The 16,057-nt window shown below is 56.3% G+C and carries 8 protein-coding genes, 1 tRNA gene and 1 pseudogene; 4 read left to right on the forward strand and 6 right to left on the reverse strand.

Annotated features, from left to right (window positions below; genetic code table 11):
* On the reverse strand, positions 1-1,262 hold a 1,262-nt coding region (locus tag DSD19_RS11210; RefSeq protein WP_371412581.1), incomplete at its 3' end, for an ABC transporter substrate-binding protein.
* Positions 1,263-1,689: 427 nt separating this feature from the next.
* Between DSD19_RS11210 and DSD19_RS11215 the strand changes: the two genes are divergently transcribed.
* Positions 1,690-2,079, forward strand: a complete 390-nt coding sequence (locus DSD19_RS11215; protein ID WP_075786337.1) for a response regulator — start codon at positions 1,690-1,692, stop codon at positions 2,077-2,079.
* A gap of 212 nt (positions 2,080-2,291) precedes the next feature.
* Positions 2,292-2,368: transfer RNA gene (locus DSD19_RS11220), tRNA-Arg, on the forward strand.
* Between the two features lie 541 nt (positions 2,369-2,909).
* Here DSD19_RS11220 and DSD19_RS22760 read toward each other — a convergent pair.
* Positions 2,910-4,043 (reverse strand): annotated as a pseudogene (locus DSD19_RS22760) (recombinase family protein); the annotation flags it as partial.
* A gap of 24 nt (positions 4,044-4,067) precedes the next feature.
* On the reverse strand, positions 4,068-4,385 hold the full coding sequence (locus tag DSD19_RS11230; RefSeq protein ID WP_113669641.1) for a hypothetical protein: 318 nt from the start codon (positions 4,383-4,385) through the stop codon (positions 4,068-4,070).
* A 254-nt stretch (positions 4,386-4,639) separates the two neighbouring features.
* Between DSD19_RS11230 and DSD19_RS11235 the strand changes: the two genes are divergently transcribed.
* Complete coding sequence (locus DSD19_RS11235) at positions 4,640-5,419, forward strand: hypothetical protein (RefSeq protein ID WP_113669642.1); 780 nt, start codon at positions 4,640-4,642, stop codon at positions 5,417-5,419.
* A gap of 8 nt (positions 5,420-5,427) precedes the next feature.
* On the opposite strand, the gene DSD19_RS11240 is transcribed toward DSD19_RS11235, so the two are convergent.
* From DSD19_RS11240 to DSD19_RS11245, 3 genes are all read right to left on the reverse strand, one after another.
* Positions 5,428-6,450 (reverse strand): hypothetical protein, encoded by a 1,023-nt coding sequence (locus DSD19_RS11240; RefSeq protein WP_133260404.1) that lies wholly within the window; start codon positions 6,448-6,450, stop codon positions 5,428-5,430.
* A gap of 115 nt (positions 6,451-6,565) precedes the next feature.
* Positions 6,566-7,876 carry a hypothetical protein gene (locus DSD19_RS21435; protein ID WP_133260405.1) on the reverse strand — a complete coding sequence of 437 codons (1,311 nt, stop codon included), beginning with the start codon at positions 7,874-7,876 and terminating at the stop codon, positions 6,566-6,568.
* Positions 7,877-8,521: 645 nt separating this feature from the next.
* Positions 8,522-14,950: an NACHT domain-containing protein gene (locus DSD19_RS11245; protein ID WP_165828113.1), complete on the reverse strand. Its 6,429-nt coding sequence runs from the start codon at positions 14,948-14,950 to the stop codon at positions 8,522-8,524.
* A gap of 469 nt (positions 14,951-15,419) precedes the next feature.
* On the opposite strand from DSD19_RS11245, the gene DSD19_RS11250 reads away from it, so the two are divergent.
* Complete coding sequence (locus tag DSD19_RS11250; protein WP_243627893.1) at positions 15,420-16,001, forward strand: ArdC family protein; 582 nt, start codon at positions 15,420-15,422, stop codon at positions 15,999-16,001.
* Positions 16,002-16,057 lie beyond the last annotated feature (56 nt).

Raw genomic sequence — 16,057 nt, forward strand, 5'->3', positions numbered from 1 at the left:
GGATAGAACCCGGCCTCGATCGGGGTCTCTTCCAGCACGGTCAGCCGCCCGTTCTCGACCTTCGAGATGTATTGCGGCCCGAAGACCTGGTGCGTCCGCCCGTTGAAGAGCTTGGCGCCCTGCGGATGGTCGTTCGACAGCGGCATCTCGGTCATCGCCTCGACCGCCTCGACCAGCGCCGCGCGGTCGTCGGGGCCGCGATAGCCGCAGGCCTCCATCCCGGCCTTGATGACGTAAAGCGTCTCCCAGCAGCCGAACATGTGGGCATAGGCCGAGACATCGGCCGGATCGGCGGCCAGCGCGCCGTTCTCGTCGATGCCGATGGCCGCGCGGTAATGGCGGTCGAACTCGGTCTGGTCGGGCTGGACGTAGCGGGGCATGCCCTCCCAGAAATAGGTGCCTTCCAGGAAGTCGAGCCCCGGGCTTTGCAGATCGACCGACTCGAGGCTGTCGATGAAGCCGAAGATCTCGGGCCGCGAGGGGCCGAAGAATTCGCCCATCTCCTTGACGAAGGTCAGGACCGAGGGGCCGACCATGACGTGGTAGATCACCTCGGTCTCGCGCGGGATCTTGGCGAAATACTTGGTGAAGGAGGTTTCGGTGGGCGGGATCGCCAGCTTGGCCACCACCTCGCCGCCCTGGGCCTCGATCGCCTGGCTGAAGAAGTCGCGATGGTCGTGGCCGAAGGCGTAGTCGGGGAAGATCATCGTGACCTTGCGCCCGAGGTTTTCGCGCACGAAGGGCGCCATCGCCAGCACCTGGCTTTTGACATCGGTGATGCCGGGCTGCAGCGTCCAGCGGTTGAGCGCGCCCGAGGCCACGTGATGGCCTTCGGAGACCACGAAATAGGGCAGCTTCAGCTCGCCCGCACGGGGCGCCGAACCCATCACCACATGGCTGAAAAGCGTGCCATAGCCGACATCGCAGCGGTGCAGGCTGGCGAATTTCTCGACCACCTCGGCGCCGCGCTTGGGATCGGTGCCGTCATCCTCGGTGACCAGCTCGACCGGCCGACCGTTGATGCCGCCCGCCTCGTTGATCAGCCGCAGCGCGGCCCGGGTGGTGCGGTCGTACCAGCGGCCATAGGCAGCGCCGATGCCGGTCGCATGCATCTGGAACCCGATCCGGATCGGCGCGGCGCTTTCGGCCCCGGCATAGCGCGCCCAGAGCGGCAGGCTCGCGGTGCCGGCAGCGGCGGCGGCGAGCGTCTTGATCGCGGAGCGGCGGGCGGGGCTCCGGGGGGCTGCATCGGTCTTGGTCACGGGCGTGGCTCTTTCCATGGGAACGGTCATTGCCGGTTCAGTCTGGGGACGGCATGTGCGTTTGTCTACGCCATTGGGACAATTCGCCTCAGCTCGATCGGCGGGTGCAGGCCGCCCCGCGCCCGGGCCGAAAGGCCGCCACCCGGACCGGGGCGCCTGCCCGTTTGCACCGGCTGCGACCGGGCACGAAGCCCGTCGGGCGAAACGCGTGAAGGACCCGCATTTCAAAGGCCTGTCGGATCTTGCGACGATCGGTCGGATTTTCTTGATTTGCTCCTGCGACGCTGCGGCATTTTCGGGTATGCTTTCCCCAACGTCAGTCTCCATGCGGGGGTCGGGCGGTGTCACTCCATTTCACGAACCCGGGATGCTCACGAAATCAGAATATGCACCCTCATCGGGACCAGCGGCAGAGGGGACCAGCCGGATGACTCAGTCTGAACCCGTTTGCCTCGTCGTCGAGGACACAGCTTTCGACCGGATGATCATGGAGCGGAAGCTTGCCGCCTATGGCAAGTCGCTTCAGGTGCGCTTTGCCGCCACCCTCGCCGAGGCACGGCGCTGCCTCGACAAGGAGCCGATCTCGATCATCTTCCTCGACAATTCCCTTCCGGACGGGAAAGGTGCGAATTTCGCACTCGAACTGTCCGCCCATCGCAGCTGGAGCCGAATCCCCGTGGTCATGGTCAGCGACTGGCCCTCGCCCTTCATGCGCGCCAAGGCCAAGGCGGCCAATGTCGTCGCGATCTGGACGAAGACGGAATTCACGACCCTGACCGTCGCCGAGGTGCTGCGCTCGCGCGGTCTGATGGTCTAGCTCTCCGGTCCGGGACGCCACGCCGCGGCTGTGCGCTCCCCTGCCCTGTCGGATGGCGCGAAAGCGCCGGGTCACCGTCTGGTCCGGCGTCCCGCGCCCGCCTCCCCAGGCCGGGCCGGAAGGACGTCCCCGAAAACCGGCGAAAAGAGTGCCTTCAACCTGCGCTTCGGTCATTGCGTCCTCTGCGGGGCCACGCTAAAAGACCCGACGACGCACCCGTAGCTCAGCTGGATAGAGTGTCGCCCTCCGAAGGCGAAGGTCACAGGTTCGAATCCTGTCGGGTGCGCCATCTCACTTTTTTCCAACTGAAACGCCTCTAAAGCCTTGAACGGTAAGGCTATTTTTGGGGTTCGAAGTCCTTTGTCGCGGCAGTACGCGACACGCTCAGAAAAAGCCAATCTGAGCACCATTCTCTTGACCGCCAGTTCGCCGGAAACCCATATTTTCCAAGGGTTTGCGAGGAATGACAGGGCGAGTTCGAACAACTCCTCGAAGGTATGCTTCGGCTTGCCCATGTTTTCGATGGATTCGACCAGCCTGATCTTCTCGCGCTCCAGCTTGGCGATGCGCGCTTCATAGGCCTTCACTACCTTGTCGTTGCCGCTCTCGACGATGCGATCCAGCAGCCCGTCGATCTGCTTGTCGATCTTCGTCACTTGCAGGCGAGCGTCATGCGCCCGCATTTGCGCCTGTTCTGTTCGCTGCCCCCAGGCATCCTTGAACATTGCCCGCACGAGGCCGAAGAGCCCCTCAGACGGCTGGATATCCTGAAGCAACGCCTCGAAGTCCCCTTCGAGCTGGTCACGCCGGATCGACTTCCTGTAGCTCGCGCAGCCCTTGGTCGGGCAAAGGTAATACGGATGCTTCTTGCCCGTCTTGCTCTTCGACCAGCAGGCTGTAAGGGGCTTGCCGCAATCGTCGCAGAGGATGAATCCCCGCAGCGGGAAGTCCGCATTGATGTCCTTGCGCGCGGGCGCTTTCGCCCCCTTCTCCAGCCGATCCTGAATCTTCAGATACGTCTCATAGGAGATAAGCGGCTCGTGCCGCCCCTTGGTCAGCGAGACCTTCCAGTCAGGTACTTCATAGTACGCCGCATAGATCGGCCGCGTCAGAAGTTCTGTAATCCTCTGGTTGCGAATCGTGCCATCTGGCAAATCCTTCGGATAGCTGGGCACACTTTCCAGAAACCGCTTCACTTCGACCTGAGAGTCGAAGCGTCCGGACGCGAAGCCTTCGAGAGCTTCCTGAATCGTCGAGGCATGCGGTTCGTCCCGCACCAGGACATTGCCTTCGCCGCTGCGGCGTTCATAGCGATATCCAATCGGCGGCTGGAAGCAGTAATAGCCGTTCAGCAGACGCGCCCGCATGCGGTTGACGGTCTGTTCGGCGTTTTTCTGGCGCTGATGCTGTGCCACGCTGGCGAGCAGGTTTTCGACGAGGATCGAGTCCGAATCCTCGCCGAACTCGATAGACGGGCTTTCCAGCTTGCCGCCGACCTGGGCGAGCAAGGTGCGGAGCTCCAGATGCGCCTGAAGGCCGCGCGCTAGGCGGCTGATATCGTCGATGATGACGATTGTCGGCTTGAGCTTCTGCTTCTTGAGGAAGGCAAGCATGTCCATCATGCCGGGGCGGGCAGAGTTTCCGCCCGACATGTCGTCGCTGAACGCCGCGATCACCTCATAGCCCTTATGGGCGGCATACTCACGGCAGCGGGTTTCCTGCGAATGCAGGCCATGCCCCTGCGTGACCTGCTTCTTGCTCGATACCCGGCCATAGATGACGGCCATGGTGGCCGTCATCACCTCGTTTTCTTTAACGCGTACTGCCATCGTTCCCTTTCTTCCTTGGTCTTTGGCGGGGCGTTGCCGCAGGCTGTCCCGCATTTTTCTTCGTCCCCGCGTCGGAATCCTTCTCCGATGCCCGCCGCTCGCGCGATATGCGGGCATAGACCAATCGGCCTTCATCCAAAGACTTGCGGCCACCCTGCATCACGGCGTCCTCCGGGGAGGCGTGATGCCCTTCTTGTTTGTGGCCTTGGGTTTCGACGCGCGATCCCAATCGCTGACGAGAGATTCTACCATGGTTTCGCCGTCTTCGGGGAGATGTTCTTGTTCTTTTCCACAAGTCGCGGCGGGGCTTTTCACGTCGAAGCCCAGGTCAACGAAGCCGACCACGAGCGACCACATGGTTTCGATGAACTCGCGCTTTTCGGACTCAGACAGGTCGCTCCCGTCCAGAAAGTCCGCGTAGGCCTCCCAGTTGACGATGAGCGTCGGCGCGGCGGTCTTGATTTCATCCCGAGGCATGAGCAGCCTCCGCGCACATATATACTGTCTGCGCAATCGCGTGCGCAGTGATTTTTCCGAGGTTTGTCCACCTCATCTTCTTTTTCCTCTACATTTACAGAATACCATTGTTTCCAATGGTTTCGCAAATTTTGTTACGCTGCGCTGCAACGCAGTCAGCGCGCTTCCCAGGGGTTTTTACCCCCTTTCGGTAGTACCGGTCAGGCGCTGCGTAGCGCCTTGATAATCGGCGCGTAGAAACTGATAAAAACGGCATGGACGCAGTGGATTGGCAGAAGGCGACCGAAGACCAGCGGGCATGCCTCTATCGGGTGGCAAAGGCCGTCATGGACAGCGTGGGGCTTGCCCCCGCCGAGTTTTACCGCGCTGCACTCAATGGCCAGATCGTCGATCCGGTTTCGACCGGCGGCAATTTCTCCCGTGGCAAGATCAGCCGCCGCAACGCGGCCATGATCCATAACTGGATTGAATCCAATCACTTGGACATTGCTCTTCGCATTGCGCCGGAGCTGTTCACACGTCCCGCCCGTAGCGGCTGGTTGGCCTTGCTCGACGAGCGCACCCGTTATGACGCACTCAGTTTGCTGCGGTTTTCATCGCTGGGGTTGGTGCGCCCGGCGGGCAGGCACCCGATTGAAGAGCGCCCCGTTCGCCTCGGGGAAAAGTTCGCCTTCGTCCTGACCTCGGAGATCGAAGGCCATGCCTTCGCCTTCCAGGAGGTGCGCGGCCTCTGGCATCTCTTCTCGCTCAGTGAAGACCCCGCCACCGCCTTTACCCGGTGCAGACGTAGTCGCCATGAGCTTCCCCGAAAGGCCGATGGGTCACCGCTTGCCCTGGTCGAGGCTGACACGGACGGGCTGCACTCCTTCGTCTTTGTCGTCGTCGAAGATATCGACACGCTTGACGATACGGTTTCAGGGCTTCGTGGCCTTGCGCTGCGGCCGGAACAGCTCGGCGAGCTGGCCACCATGCTGGCCGCGCTCGATGCAGCGCAATGCGCCATTCACCGGATCAACATCCAATTTGTCCGATAGCGCGAGCGCTATTCCGGTAAGCCGATGGGGTGGATCATCTGCAACAGGCGATTGTTCAACGGCTTGAGCTCTGCCCATTGCTGCGCGCCGCGCGTCTTGAAGGCGCGGTGATCGTCGGTATCGCCTATCATCGCCCGCCGGATATCTTCGAATAGCCCGTCATAACCGCCCAAATCATTCCAGAGATTTTGCAGGCCGATGACTTCCGCGAATATCTGCGAGCGGCCAAGCACGCGGCTGACCACCTCACTCTGGTAGCGTTTGATTTCGGCTTCCGGCGGATAGTAGTCCGCCGGGATGGATTCCAGCCCTTCATGATGGGCGCGCTTGATCGCGGGGATATAGGGCAGCTCGACCAGATGCCCGAGCAGCATGAAGAGCCGTGTTGCCGCCCAGGGATGCGTCCGGTTTTCACCGTCACAGGATCGCTCTTCATGTTCGATGATCAGGATCACGACCATGATGCAGGTCGCGTAATAGCGGAAGAGCACCCAATTTTCAGATGAATACGCCCCGAGAACAATCTCGGTTGAATCGTGATCTGTCTGGAGTTCCAGACAAAGCGGCGCAAGCGCCAGCTCTTCGCCGGTCAATTCCGCCAGCGGCGCATTCACGGGCGCTGCGTGCGAGACGAGGCCATAGGCCGTGCCGGAACCGGCTTCGAGCAACACCGCGCCGCCGGTCAGGGAGAAGTGGCCGTTGGCATAGTGATTGAGCTCGTGCTGCATCAACCAGCGGAGCGATATATCGGCGGTGTGGGACGGATTCCCGAGCAGGTCGATCTGGTCGCCCTCGGGCAATCCCGCCGTTATCTCAAGGGTGCTGTTCCACACCGCGTCGATCCGATCCACGACGCCGGTGCTGACATCGACAACAACGCCGTCTGACGCCATCGAGACCTGCGCGAAGAACGCGTCACTCTCGACAATCTCCAGCCGCACGTCAGCCGGGAACGGGCTGCCCACCCGCTGGTCATAGCGGTCGAGAGCGGCAGCCAGGGCATGGCGCAGGCGGGCTTCTTGGTCGGTCACGGAGCAGCCGAATTTGGGAGCGTCATCGGCGCGCAGATATGGCAAAGTCGATTTTGCAGCGCAACATCTCCAATGATTAATGCGGCAACAGAGGAAAAATCACAGCAGTTGAAATTTAGAATGAGCGCATTACGGAGCTTGATCTAATTAACGCATTCTGAGCAACAAACTGCATTAGGTCTACATACGCCCAAAGCTCTTCTTCAGCTTTTGAAAACGGCAACAGCATTTCCGAGCGGATATTGTCCACATCATTTTTTGTGTGAACAATTCTACACCGGATATCATAGAGGAGCTCTGCAACATCAGGGCGATGATCGTGACCTTTGCGGCCTAGGTTGATTGTTTTATCGGTTATACCTTTCTGTTTTTTACTGACAATTTCCGCCACATCCGCATTCTCTTCAAAGTAGCGCAATACGTCGTCGAGTGTTACGACTTCGGATACGGTTGCCCTTATTTGCTCACGCTCACTGCCACCAACACGGCCACTCCCTGCGATGGTTGAAACCAATTTGGTGAGATCAGACTCTCTGTCTACCCTAAAGTTTGGATGCTTCAAAATCTTGCGAACTCCACGAATGGCCTCCAGCTTCGCAAAGTTTGGAAAGTAGTATTCGGCAACTTGGTAATATGCCAGGAACTGAAGTAGTGGCATACCACGCGCGCTCTTCGCATGCCAATAGAGGGAGATCGGCGCAGTGTCATACTCGAAAGACGGAAACTGTAGAGCTGCAGCTTCCTTGGAGCTAAACCCTTTCCGTCGCAATCCCCGCCGCCTGCGAAAGGATTTGCGCAATGAAAGCGTAACATCTCTTTCTAGGTCGATTTGAAAAAATAGCGAGTTCGAAATTACCTCAAGCGCGCTGAGCGCGGAACTGTAGCTCTGAGGCTCGTTGAGAAATATCTTAAGGCTTAGTGGTGCCCGACCGCCAGCCCTTGAGGAGAAGACACGAAGACTCTCGCTGCCTGCTGAAATTTCAAGCTTAATCCCGCTGGAGGATTCTGCTTGTAGAGATAATCCTTGGTTCTCATCATCCTCAAGAGTACCTTCTACCCCAGAAGAAAAACCCAATCGCCGCTCGATCATTGAGATACCACCGAACGCATCTCGCGTCGTAAGGGCTGCTTCTATCTCACCCCGTTTGAGATCAGCAATCGCATCATAGTCACCAAGGAATGTGAAGCGCTCGAATTCAATCGCGAGAATTTCTTTCGCTTGGTCTTGACTCGAAATTGGAGTACGCCTTGGCTCTGCCCCTGCTGGCATAAGAATATATTGGGTCTTTATTATACCATCGACGTACTTTGTTTCCCGAATTTCGGTGCCAATACCGGCTTTCTCGGCGCGTTGAGCTATCTCTTCAAATAAATCTGCGTCACTCATAAACTCCCCCAGCGTGGTTGCTTGATAATCTTGCTGCAAGTGTCTATTCTTACATGGATAATGAAGCTGCGTCCATGCCTATGCGATGGCCTAATGGAGTGAATTCTCGCAGCTCGCAGGATTTGAGTGAGTATGAATTCTTCCTGCTCACAATCGACGGCATTGGGGTTAATATTATTCCAGTGCTGGGGTAAGGTTGCCGACCAAGCCTTTAACATCGGGCTTAATCCCTGCGAAGATGGTAGTACCAATCCGGCCCCGTTATCGTGAATCGCAAGATGTGTGTGGTAGTACCACACATCTTGGCAAGGGAGCCCGCTGCGCGCCCCCGTTGCATCCCCCCGGCCATGGCTCTTCCAGGATATCGAACCCATTCCAGAGCCAGCAGACCGTATCGCCGGTCAATCCCTCGCAGGGAGACTTCGCTCTCCCTGCACCCATCGACTTGGGCGGCGTTCCTGCCCCCAAGACCCCTGACCATTTCATGGAGACGATTTCATCGAGACCAAGGACGGGAGCATGTCATAGCTGCCCTTCCTTGGAACCTTCCCATCGACCAACCCTGCGCGGATTGGATGCCGTCAGCGTATCGACGCTGAACCCGATCAGGGGGCTATCGCACCCCCTGAACCCCACCTTGTCAGTCCTCAAACGCTATTCCTCCGCAAAAGCGGCGACTGGTTGCTAGTAGATGGCTTTTGATGCCTGCCTGGCCTTCCACGTCCGTAGCGTGCCATCCTTGTTCAACAAGGCAATATACACGGCGCGGAGCCCAGGATCATCACTGAATCTAGCGTTTGACTTGTACTTGTGGAGATCGACATGGAGAACCAGCCGACGATTTAACGTGGATAGCGCTTGATCGAGCCAATCCGGTTCTGCCCAGAAAATCAGTCCCTCATCCTGAAACCACCCACGATGATCGCTGGGGTCCGGTCTCCACTGTCCCCAGACCTGACTTTTCAGTACGATCTTTCCGTCTTTCTGGAACCAAGAACGGCGGCCACTATCTGGCTTCAATCCCAATATCTCGTTCAACCTCTTTCCAAGGCCAGGGCGTTTGATTGCGTACTTCGTTGCGATTTCATCGCTCGCATCGATACCAATTGTATAGGGATCAGGCTCCCAGATCAGTGGCTCGAATTCGCCACGCTCCTCGAAATGATCTTCCTCTCCGGTAGATGAAAATGACGGCAGCCAGATTTCATGGTCTGGAAGTCTCGAAAATGTTTGACACTGGCTAACGATGCCTTTCGGTTGGGCAAGAGCCGAAGTTATTCTTACATGAACATCGTCGCTTGATCTCCAGGAGGCGCGTAGCGGTATCCATGAACCGGAGGACGCAACAGCCAGTCCGAGCTTTTTGAGCACCGTCTCCTCGCATTCAAGTGCCTCAACGCTTTTGCCACGCACGGTAAGGTATTGTTTGGCTTCGCCCGGAACACGATCCTTTCGGTCCGAAAGCCATCCGCCATCCTCAAAAGAAACATCGTGCTCACGCAGCCATTCTAGCCATGGCCTCTCGTCAAACGGATCATCAAAATTACGAATGACTGGTTTGGTGTTGGAGAGGGATGATGCCGCAGCGATCAACGCATGCTTTGCGACACTCTCCCGAAAGCTTTCATATCGGTCCGTGTGTCTGTGCCGATACTGACTTTTCCCCGAGAAACACCCCATGCATTTTGCATCAGGCCATGTCTTCTGAATTTCATCCGCGATCGCATCGAGGACTTCCGCCTCGGAAAGACCAAATAGCCGCGCAAGACTTGAACACTCGTGATTCCTGAAGTCGTAGTCGAAACCGAAGTCAACCTTCGGTGTTCCAGGTCTGGGGAACGAGCCGCGCTTGGCATATCCTTTGGGCGGTTCGTAGAGTGCATTCCGCAACTCTGTCAATCGAGGAGAAAGTAAGGAGGTGCCGGAAATGTGCTCAAGGCATCGAAACACATGAATCTTGTTTACTGCGTGCACATCCTCGCGAATAGCCAACGTTTCGAGCCGTTCACGAAGGTAGGCAAGAGCTTCGCCATGAAAGAGACAAGCTCGGGCCAAGCCCATCAAGAACCATTGGCGTGCGTTTAGGAACGAGGCATCCTGCCCATCTGTCTTGAGAGCCTCTGCATCAGTTCGGTCGTATCCATCGAAAAGCTCAATCATATCTTCATGGAGGCCCAGATCAGCCAATCCCTTGATTGCTCTTGCCGCGGTCCAGCGCACAAACGCATCGGCATCACCGAGAAGATGCCATGTGATTTCGGCCATCATCTTGCGCTGGTCATTTGCCGGTGTGAACGCGTGTTTGAAAGGGCCTTCGCCGATCTCATCGCCAATTTGAGCTGCCGGGCCAGAAAGCAAGTCCTGCAGTGCCTCCAAGTTAGCTTTGCTGGACGCACTTGGGCATAGGCTCGTTGCGAGTTGAAGCCATTCATCACCACTCAGCTCGACTTTCTCCCTGGCCACTGTGTCAAGAACAAGGTTCAGAATGAAATCTGCATCGCCACAAAAGTCAACTAGCCGACGAATTTCGCGAATAATAGCAGAATATCTGAGGTCGAAGAGCTCAACCCCTCTGAGATCGAATATATTCCGAATGAAGAAATTTCTATTTTCGGCTATATGTAGTGTTGAATCGCACCAAAGGTTGATGCACCCACTTGAAAGTATAACGATGTCCGCGAAATCAAGCTCAGCCAGCTCGGGAAGCATAAGGATGAAATCGCAGCGCTTTTCGTATGGGCACCTGTCACGCAAAATTTCAATGATCCGCTCACTGGCTTTAAAAATGAAACGCCTGTCTTCACGGATGATTTTAATTGCAGCGTCGATTGTCGCTGGATAGGCGATGTCACAACTATTTACGAGTTCCTGGAGCGCTTCTTCTACTTGGCGCTCTTCTTCGTCTCTTGATCCTCTTGCAAAAGACGGCGAACACTCACTGCCATTGCTACGCTTGATCTCTTCGTTAGTCCGATCTCGCGCCATTTTCGACAAGGCGGCAAATCTGTCCATTTCCTCCCGCGAGGCTATACCAGGATAATTCTCCAGCGCTTCACGTAAGCTGTCCCAAAGATAGTCTGAGCCGCCGAAGGGGTGCTCCGCGATCAGTTTGGAGAACACAGTCCGAAAAATCGTAGGGCGGTCCTGTTGCTCGGCAACTTCAAGGATGTCGCGCAGACCGTCTCCCACCTTCCATTCGTGCCAGCCTTCGTTCTCGCACAATAACAGTATGAATGCTGCCCGCCGGGCATCAAGAAACCCCTTCTTTGCAAGTAGGCAAGCCAGTTGGGGAAGACCATACGAGAACTTCGCAACGTCCTGATCCGCCCACCTTATCAGTTTATAAAGGCCCTGATGGCCGACCGATTGCGCGATAGCCTCCGCAAAGAGCAGCCAGCCAAACTTGCCGGGATCGTAGTGAAAGATGGTCTGACAGAGGTTCATCAGGCGGTGGCCAAGTGCTAGGTCGATCCAGCCGCCATGTTGCTCGGCTGCGTAGCGCAACAAGGAGTAGATGATGTCGTAGTCATCGCCGCCCATTTGATCGAGTTGCGCCAATCCCTCCCGAAAATACGCCGTGGCTTCTGGAATGCCCAAGGGCAAAACGGCTTCAGCAAGGCGCGAGTATTGTTCGCCGCGTTGACCGATATACTCGTCTTTGCTGATATCCTCTGATATCTTCCGCGCAAGTTCACCGGAAATTGCATGGAGATTTGGATGTCTTGCCATTAGCGCAAGGGTTTCTAGTCTTTCACCAATGTGAAACCGCCCGCCAGATAGAATGTCAACTAATGTGCGCGCATCTTCCTCTGAAATTTTGGGCGCATGCTGCAGAAATATTTGTGCGAACGCAAGCCCAACATTCCTTGTCAAATGGTCATGTGCTTCTTCGAAGCGCCTATGGAGATCAAGTCTGAGTTTTGAAAGCCAACGCTCCAGAAACTCGTGGAAATCGCTCTTGGTCGGGCTTTGGCGCAAAAGGATAATACTCTGAAATGTCTCGGCAAGATAGATGACGAGTTCGATGCCCTTGCTGATATTTTCACATTCATTCCTTGAGAAACGACGCTCCAGGACTTCAGTCTTCTGTCCTTTTCGACTTCCTTTTGCACGCGACCTTGTAAGGCCTTCGAGATGCGCGACCAGGTCCTGACGATTGGTGAGGGACTTAACCTTACGGGTCACCTCTACATCGCGCGGCAGGAGATCGTGAAACTGAAGTTGCCTACCCTTTGCCCACGCGCCTATGCATGCGCTCAGAATCGGCGTCCAAGCCCGAAAGAGGCCGTGACGCTCACCGTAGTCATAGCTTGTAGGGCGTTCGCCATTGGCAGCGCTGACGATGTTGAGTGCTGATTGCCTTGAGTTGTGGATTAGTGCTGAAAGGGCTGATTCTGCCAGCGCCGCCTGTTGCCGGTGTTCGGGATCATAGCCCTCTTCGAAAATATCAATGTCCGCACCCCGCACCTTTGCGCTCGCTGAGCGTGCTATTCTGCGTAGTTGTTCCGGTAGAAGCTTGTGCGAACTCGCAAGCAGTGAAAGTGGCAGGGCGATTGATTGACACTTCTTGCTGGATGCAAAGTTCGCAAGATCGTCCAGAACATTGATGCCTCTGAGCGTTTCAAGTTGTGTCGCCAGCTTAATAACCTGACTACATACAGCAAAGGCGAAGGAAAAACTCCAACTCTCTAGGTTATGATCGGCAATCTCGAAATGACCGTCAAGAATGCTATGGAATACTGCGGCAGAAAAGTCGAAAACATCTGGACCTGCGCGCTTGAAGGAGTCATCTTCGCGTCCGTTCTGAAATTGCCAGTTGATCCACCTAACGGCTCGGCTCTGATGAATGTCGGCTTCCTCTGCCTCCCCCAGGAAGGAAAACGCGATGGTTAGTCTCCCATCCCGTGCACCGCGCCAGCCCGACCGATCCTGAAACAGTCGTCGTGACGTATCTTGATCCCCAAGGCAAACTGCCACTCCAGGCGAGCGGCGAATGAACTCGTCTCCCTTGGCATTTGCCGCGGCAACTTGCGCAAGTTGCATGGTGAGATGTAGCACTCGGTCGTTGTCCTTGCTTCTAACGGCAAGGCTAAAGGCCGCGTGCAGGCGAAGGAGTTTCAATCGGCGTCGGCCATACTCGGAGTGGATGTCTGCTGGATATTCTTTCGATACCGAAAGTGCATAGGCGCGGTCGCTATCACCGATAACAACAAGAAAGTGAGGCAGCGCTTCCGCTGCATATAGTGACGTGCTCTGAGACGTATACAGTCTTTCAGCAATCGCCTGTTGGGTCCTTGTTTCGTGGGCGTATTCTTCCCGAATAAACGTCTCTGTTGGCTCATCCCGAAAAATCGCCCCATGCTTCACCACCTCAAGCATCGGCGCGAGATCAGCGACAGCGCTACGAATTTTCGACACCGGCCAGCCGAGTGCTGTTGCCATCTCCGGCAAGGGAATAGGCGGCGGCAAGAGCGAGATCGCAGCAAAGAACTGATTCACCTCCTCATCAGCCCACCCCGCCTGATGAAGAGAACGAAAGATGTTGTCGCACTGTCGGTGGATTAATTCTTCAACCGTGATCTTCTTCCTGGGAGCCGTTTCCGAGATGTTCTCTTCCCAGCTCTTCACAAGATATTCGAGTACCCGGGCATTGCCGTCGGAGCGGGCCAACGCTTTTGAAAACTCCAACTGGCTGAGACCGTCGCGCCTGTCCTCAAGAAAGGCGCGGGTTTCGGCCTCGGTGAAGGCTCCGAGCTCGAAGCGCTCCACCTGGCTTTTGCCAATCACGGAATCCATCCTGTGTGGGCGAGCGGTGAGGACGAGCTTGACACCTTCGACTGGTTCGCGGCTCAAGCTGGCCAGAAGCAACCTCGGAAACCCATCTTCTTTGCGGTTTTCCGCTTCGAGTTGCGCATTGTCGGCAGCATCGATAATGACCAAGATACCTAGTTTCGCGGATTGTTCCTTGATCGTGGAGGCGGCCTGCTCAAGCCGTTTTCTGGCGGCGCGGACTAGCGCATCACGCTGACCGTCAGAAGGGAGCTGAGGATCACACAAACCTCTCGATGCTAGTTCGTTTACAATTTGCAGAAGTCCAATCTTGGGCAGATGCCTCGATTGATCTTCTGCGCGGTATGCACCGCCTCCAAAACAATCAAATAGAACGGGCTCAAACTTCTGGTTCAGGTGTGCAGCAAGGCTTTGGACAAAGACCGTCTTGCCGACGCCCCCCTCCGCGTAAATAAAGACAGGCAAAGTGGATTGCTCGATCAAATCTCCCGCATGAGCGAGCGCCTCCCGCTCGACGACCGCACCGACATCCACAAACTCGGTATTTGCAGGGAATAGGTCTTCCGGCTCGCAACTCAGAGCGTCCAGAACATCTTCCCGTTTCACTAGATTGTTTTTTTGACCTGATATGCCTGCCTTCTCGCGGATCAGCTCCTCGAGGCCATGCAAACGCATGCGTGCCTGACTATCTACACCGGCGCTCCAATTACTTAGTGTCTTGTGGAGCTTCCTGTTTTGTGCAGATAGGTCTTTGGTGGATGCGCGAAATTCAACCAATGGAAATAGGCGCTCGGCCTCGACACCTTTTGCCCGGCACCATTGCTTAAGGTGGCAGTATTGATCTTGAGCCGAGGTTGTTTTTGGCTTTGTGCCTTCGGCCAGGCAACGAATTGCTTCCCACAGCTGATCGGAGAACGCGCCATTTGTAACGAAAGAAAATGATATCTTCCCCTCGACCTCGTCTTTTCCGAATTTATTCTCATAGCCAATTAAGCTGGCGGCAAATTTTTGAATCGTTTTCTTCAAAAAAGATGAAGTCGCCGGAGCTTCGGTCGTCTTATACTTGAACTGGAGTGTCGTGAGCTTCTCGCACGTAAGAAACGTGTCGCCTTCGCCATAATAGAGGATAAGATCCGCAATATCCTCGGCTTCTTTGCCCAGCTCGGCAGTTTCGTTTGTCGATAGACCCTCGACGGCTATGGCAAACAGATCATCCTTTGGGAATACGAGCTGTAATGCCCTGCGTGCTGCCCAGCGCTCATGGAACGTATGTCCCGCCCGTGAAGCACGCACGGGTTCAATCGCGATAGGCTCTTTACTCAACGTTCCTCTCATTCATCAGCTAGTCATTAGCGCTATATATTGGCACAGTACCTTCTGGTTGCGCAACATTTGGATTCTCCCGGCAGACTTTGAGCGTGATTCTTTACCTTGAGTATCTTCTCAGCGCACCCTCTGGGTCGGGCTGTCGTGAACCGAGCCCGCCGATGGCGGTCTCGGCCATTCGGCTTCCATCCCTTGCGTAAAAGAATGCGGCCAGCCCGTTCGGGCTGAAGGCCGAGTGCATTTGTATGGGGTCTGCGACCCCCAGGCCATCAAGACCAAGCCCTTCGCATAGGCTGCGGGCGTGCCCGGCGGTCTCCCCGACCTTCCTCCCTTCGATGATCTCCGGTCGTGCAGGACGGGTGATCCCCCTCCGCCGGGCACGGTCTTGACGGCCATCCCCCCGCTCATTGGCGCGGGCCTAGTCCGGTTGCATGCGCAACCGGCTTTCAAAGAAAGGAAAAAGCCAATGAAACAAGACGTTTATCAGAAAGTCACCGACAAGATTGTGGCCGACCTTGAAAAGGGCGAATTGACGTGGCTCAAGCCATGGTCAGCGGGCAACATGGATGGCCGCATCATCAAGCCCCTGCGGCATAACGGGGTTCCCTATAACGGCATCAACATTCTTATGCTCTGGGGCGCAGCCTTGGAAGGCGGCTATCTCTCCCCCTACTGGATGACCTACAAACAGGCCAAGGAGATGGGCGCGCATGTCCGCAAGGGCGAGCGCGGCAATCTGGTTGTCTATGCCAACACCATCACCAAGACCGAGGAACAGGACGACGGCAGCGAGGAAGAGCGGAAAATCCCCTTCATGAAGGGCTATAGCGTGTTCAATGTCGAGCAGATCGAAGGCTTACCCGAGCATTACTATGTGAAGCCCGAGCCCGTCATTGACCCCGCCGAGCGGAACGAACGGGCGGACGCGTTCTTTGCCGCAACAGGGGCGGACATTCGCCATGGCGGGAATTCTGCCCATTATGCAGGCGGCAGCGACCATGTGCAGATGCCTGTTTTCGAGAGCTTCCCTAGGCTCAGGACCCATTGATCTGCTTGAAACCGCTACGGCTGAATGATTCAAGCTCCCGGACTGACGGTGGGTGA

It is taken from the genome of Rhodovulum sp. BSW8, assembly GCF_003314725.1.
GTDB lineage: Bacteria > Pseudomonadota > Alphaproteobacteria > Rhodobacterales > Rhodobacteraceae > Rhodovulum > Rhodovulum visakhapatnamense.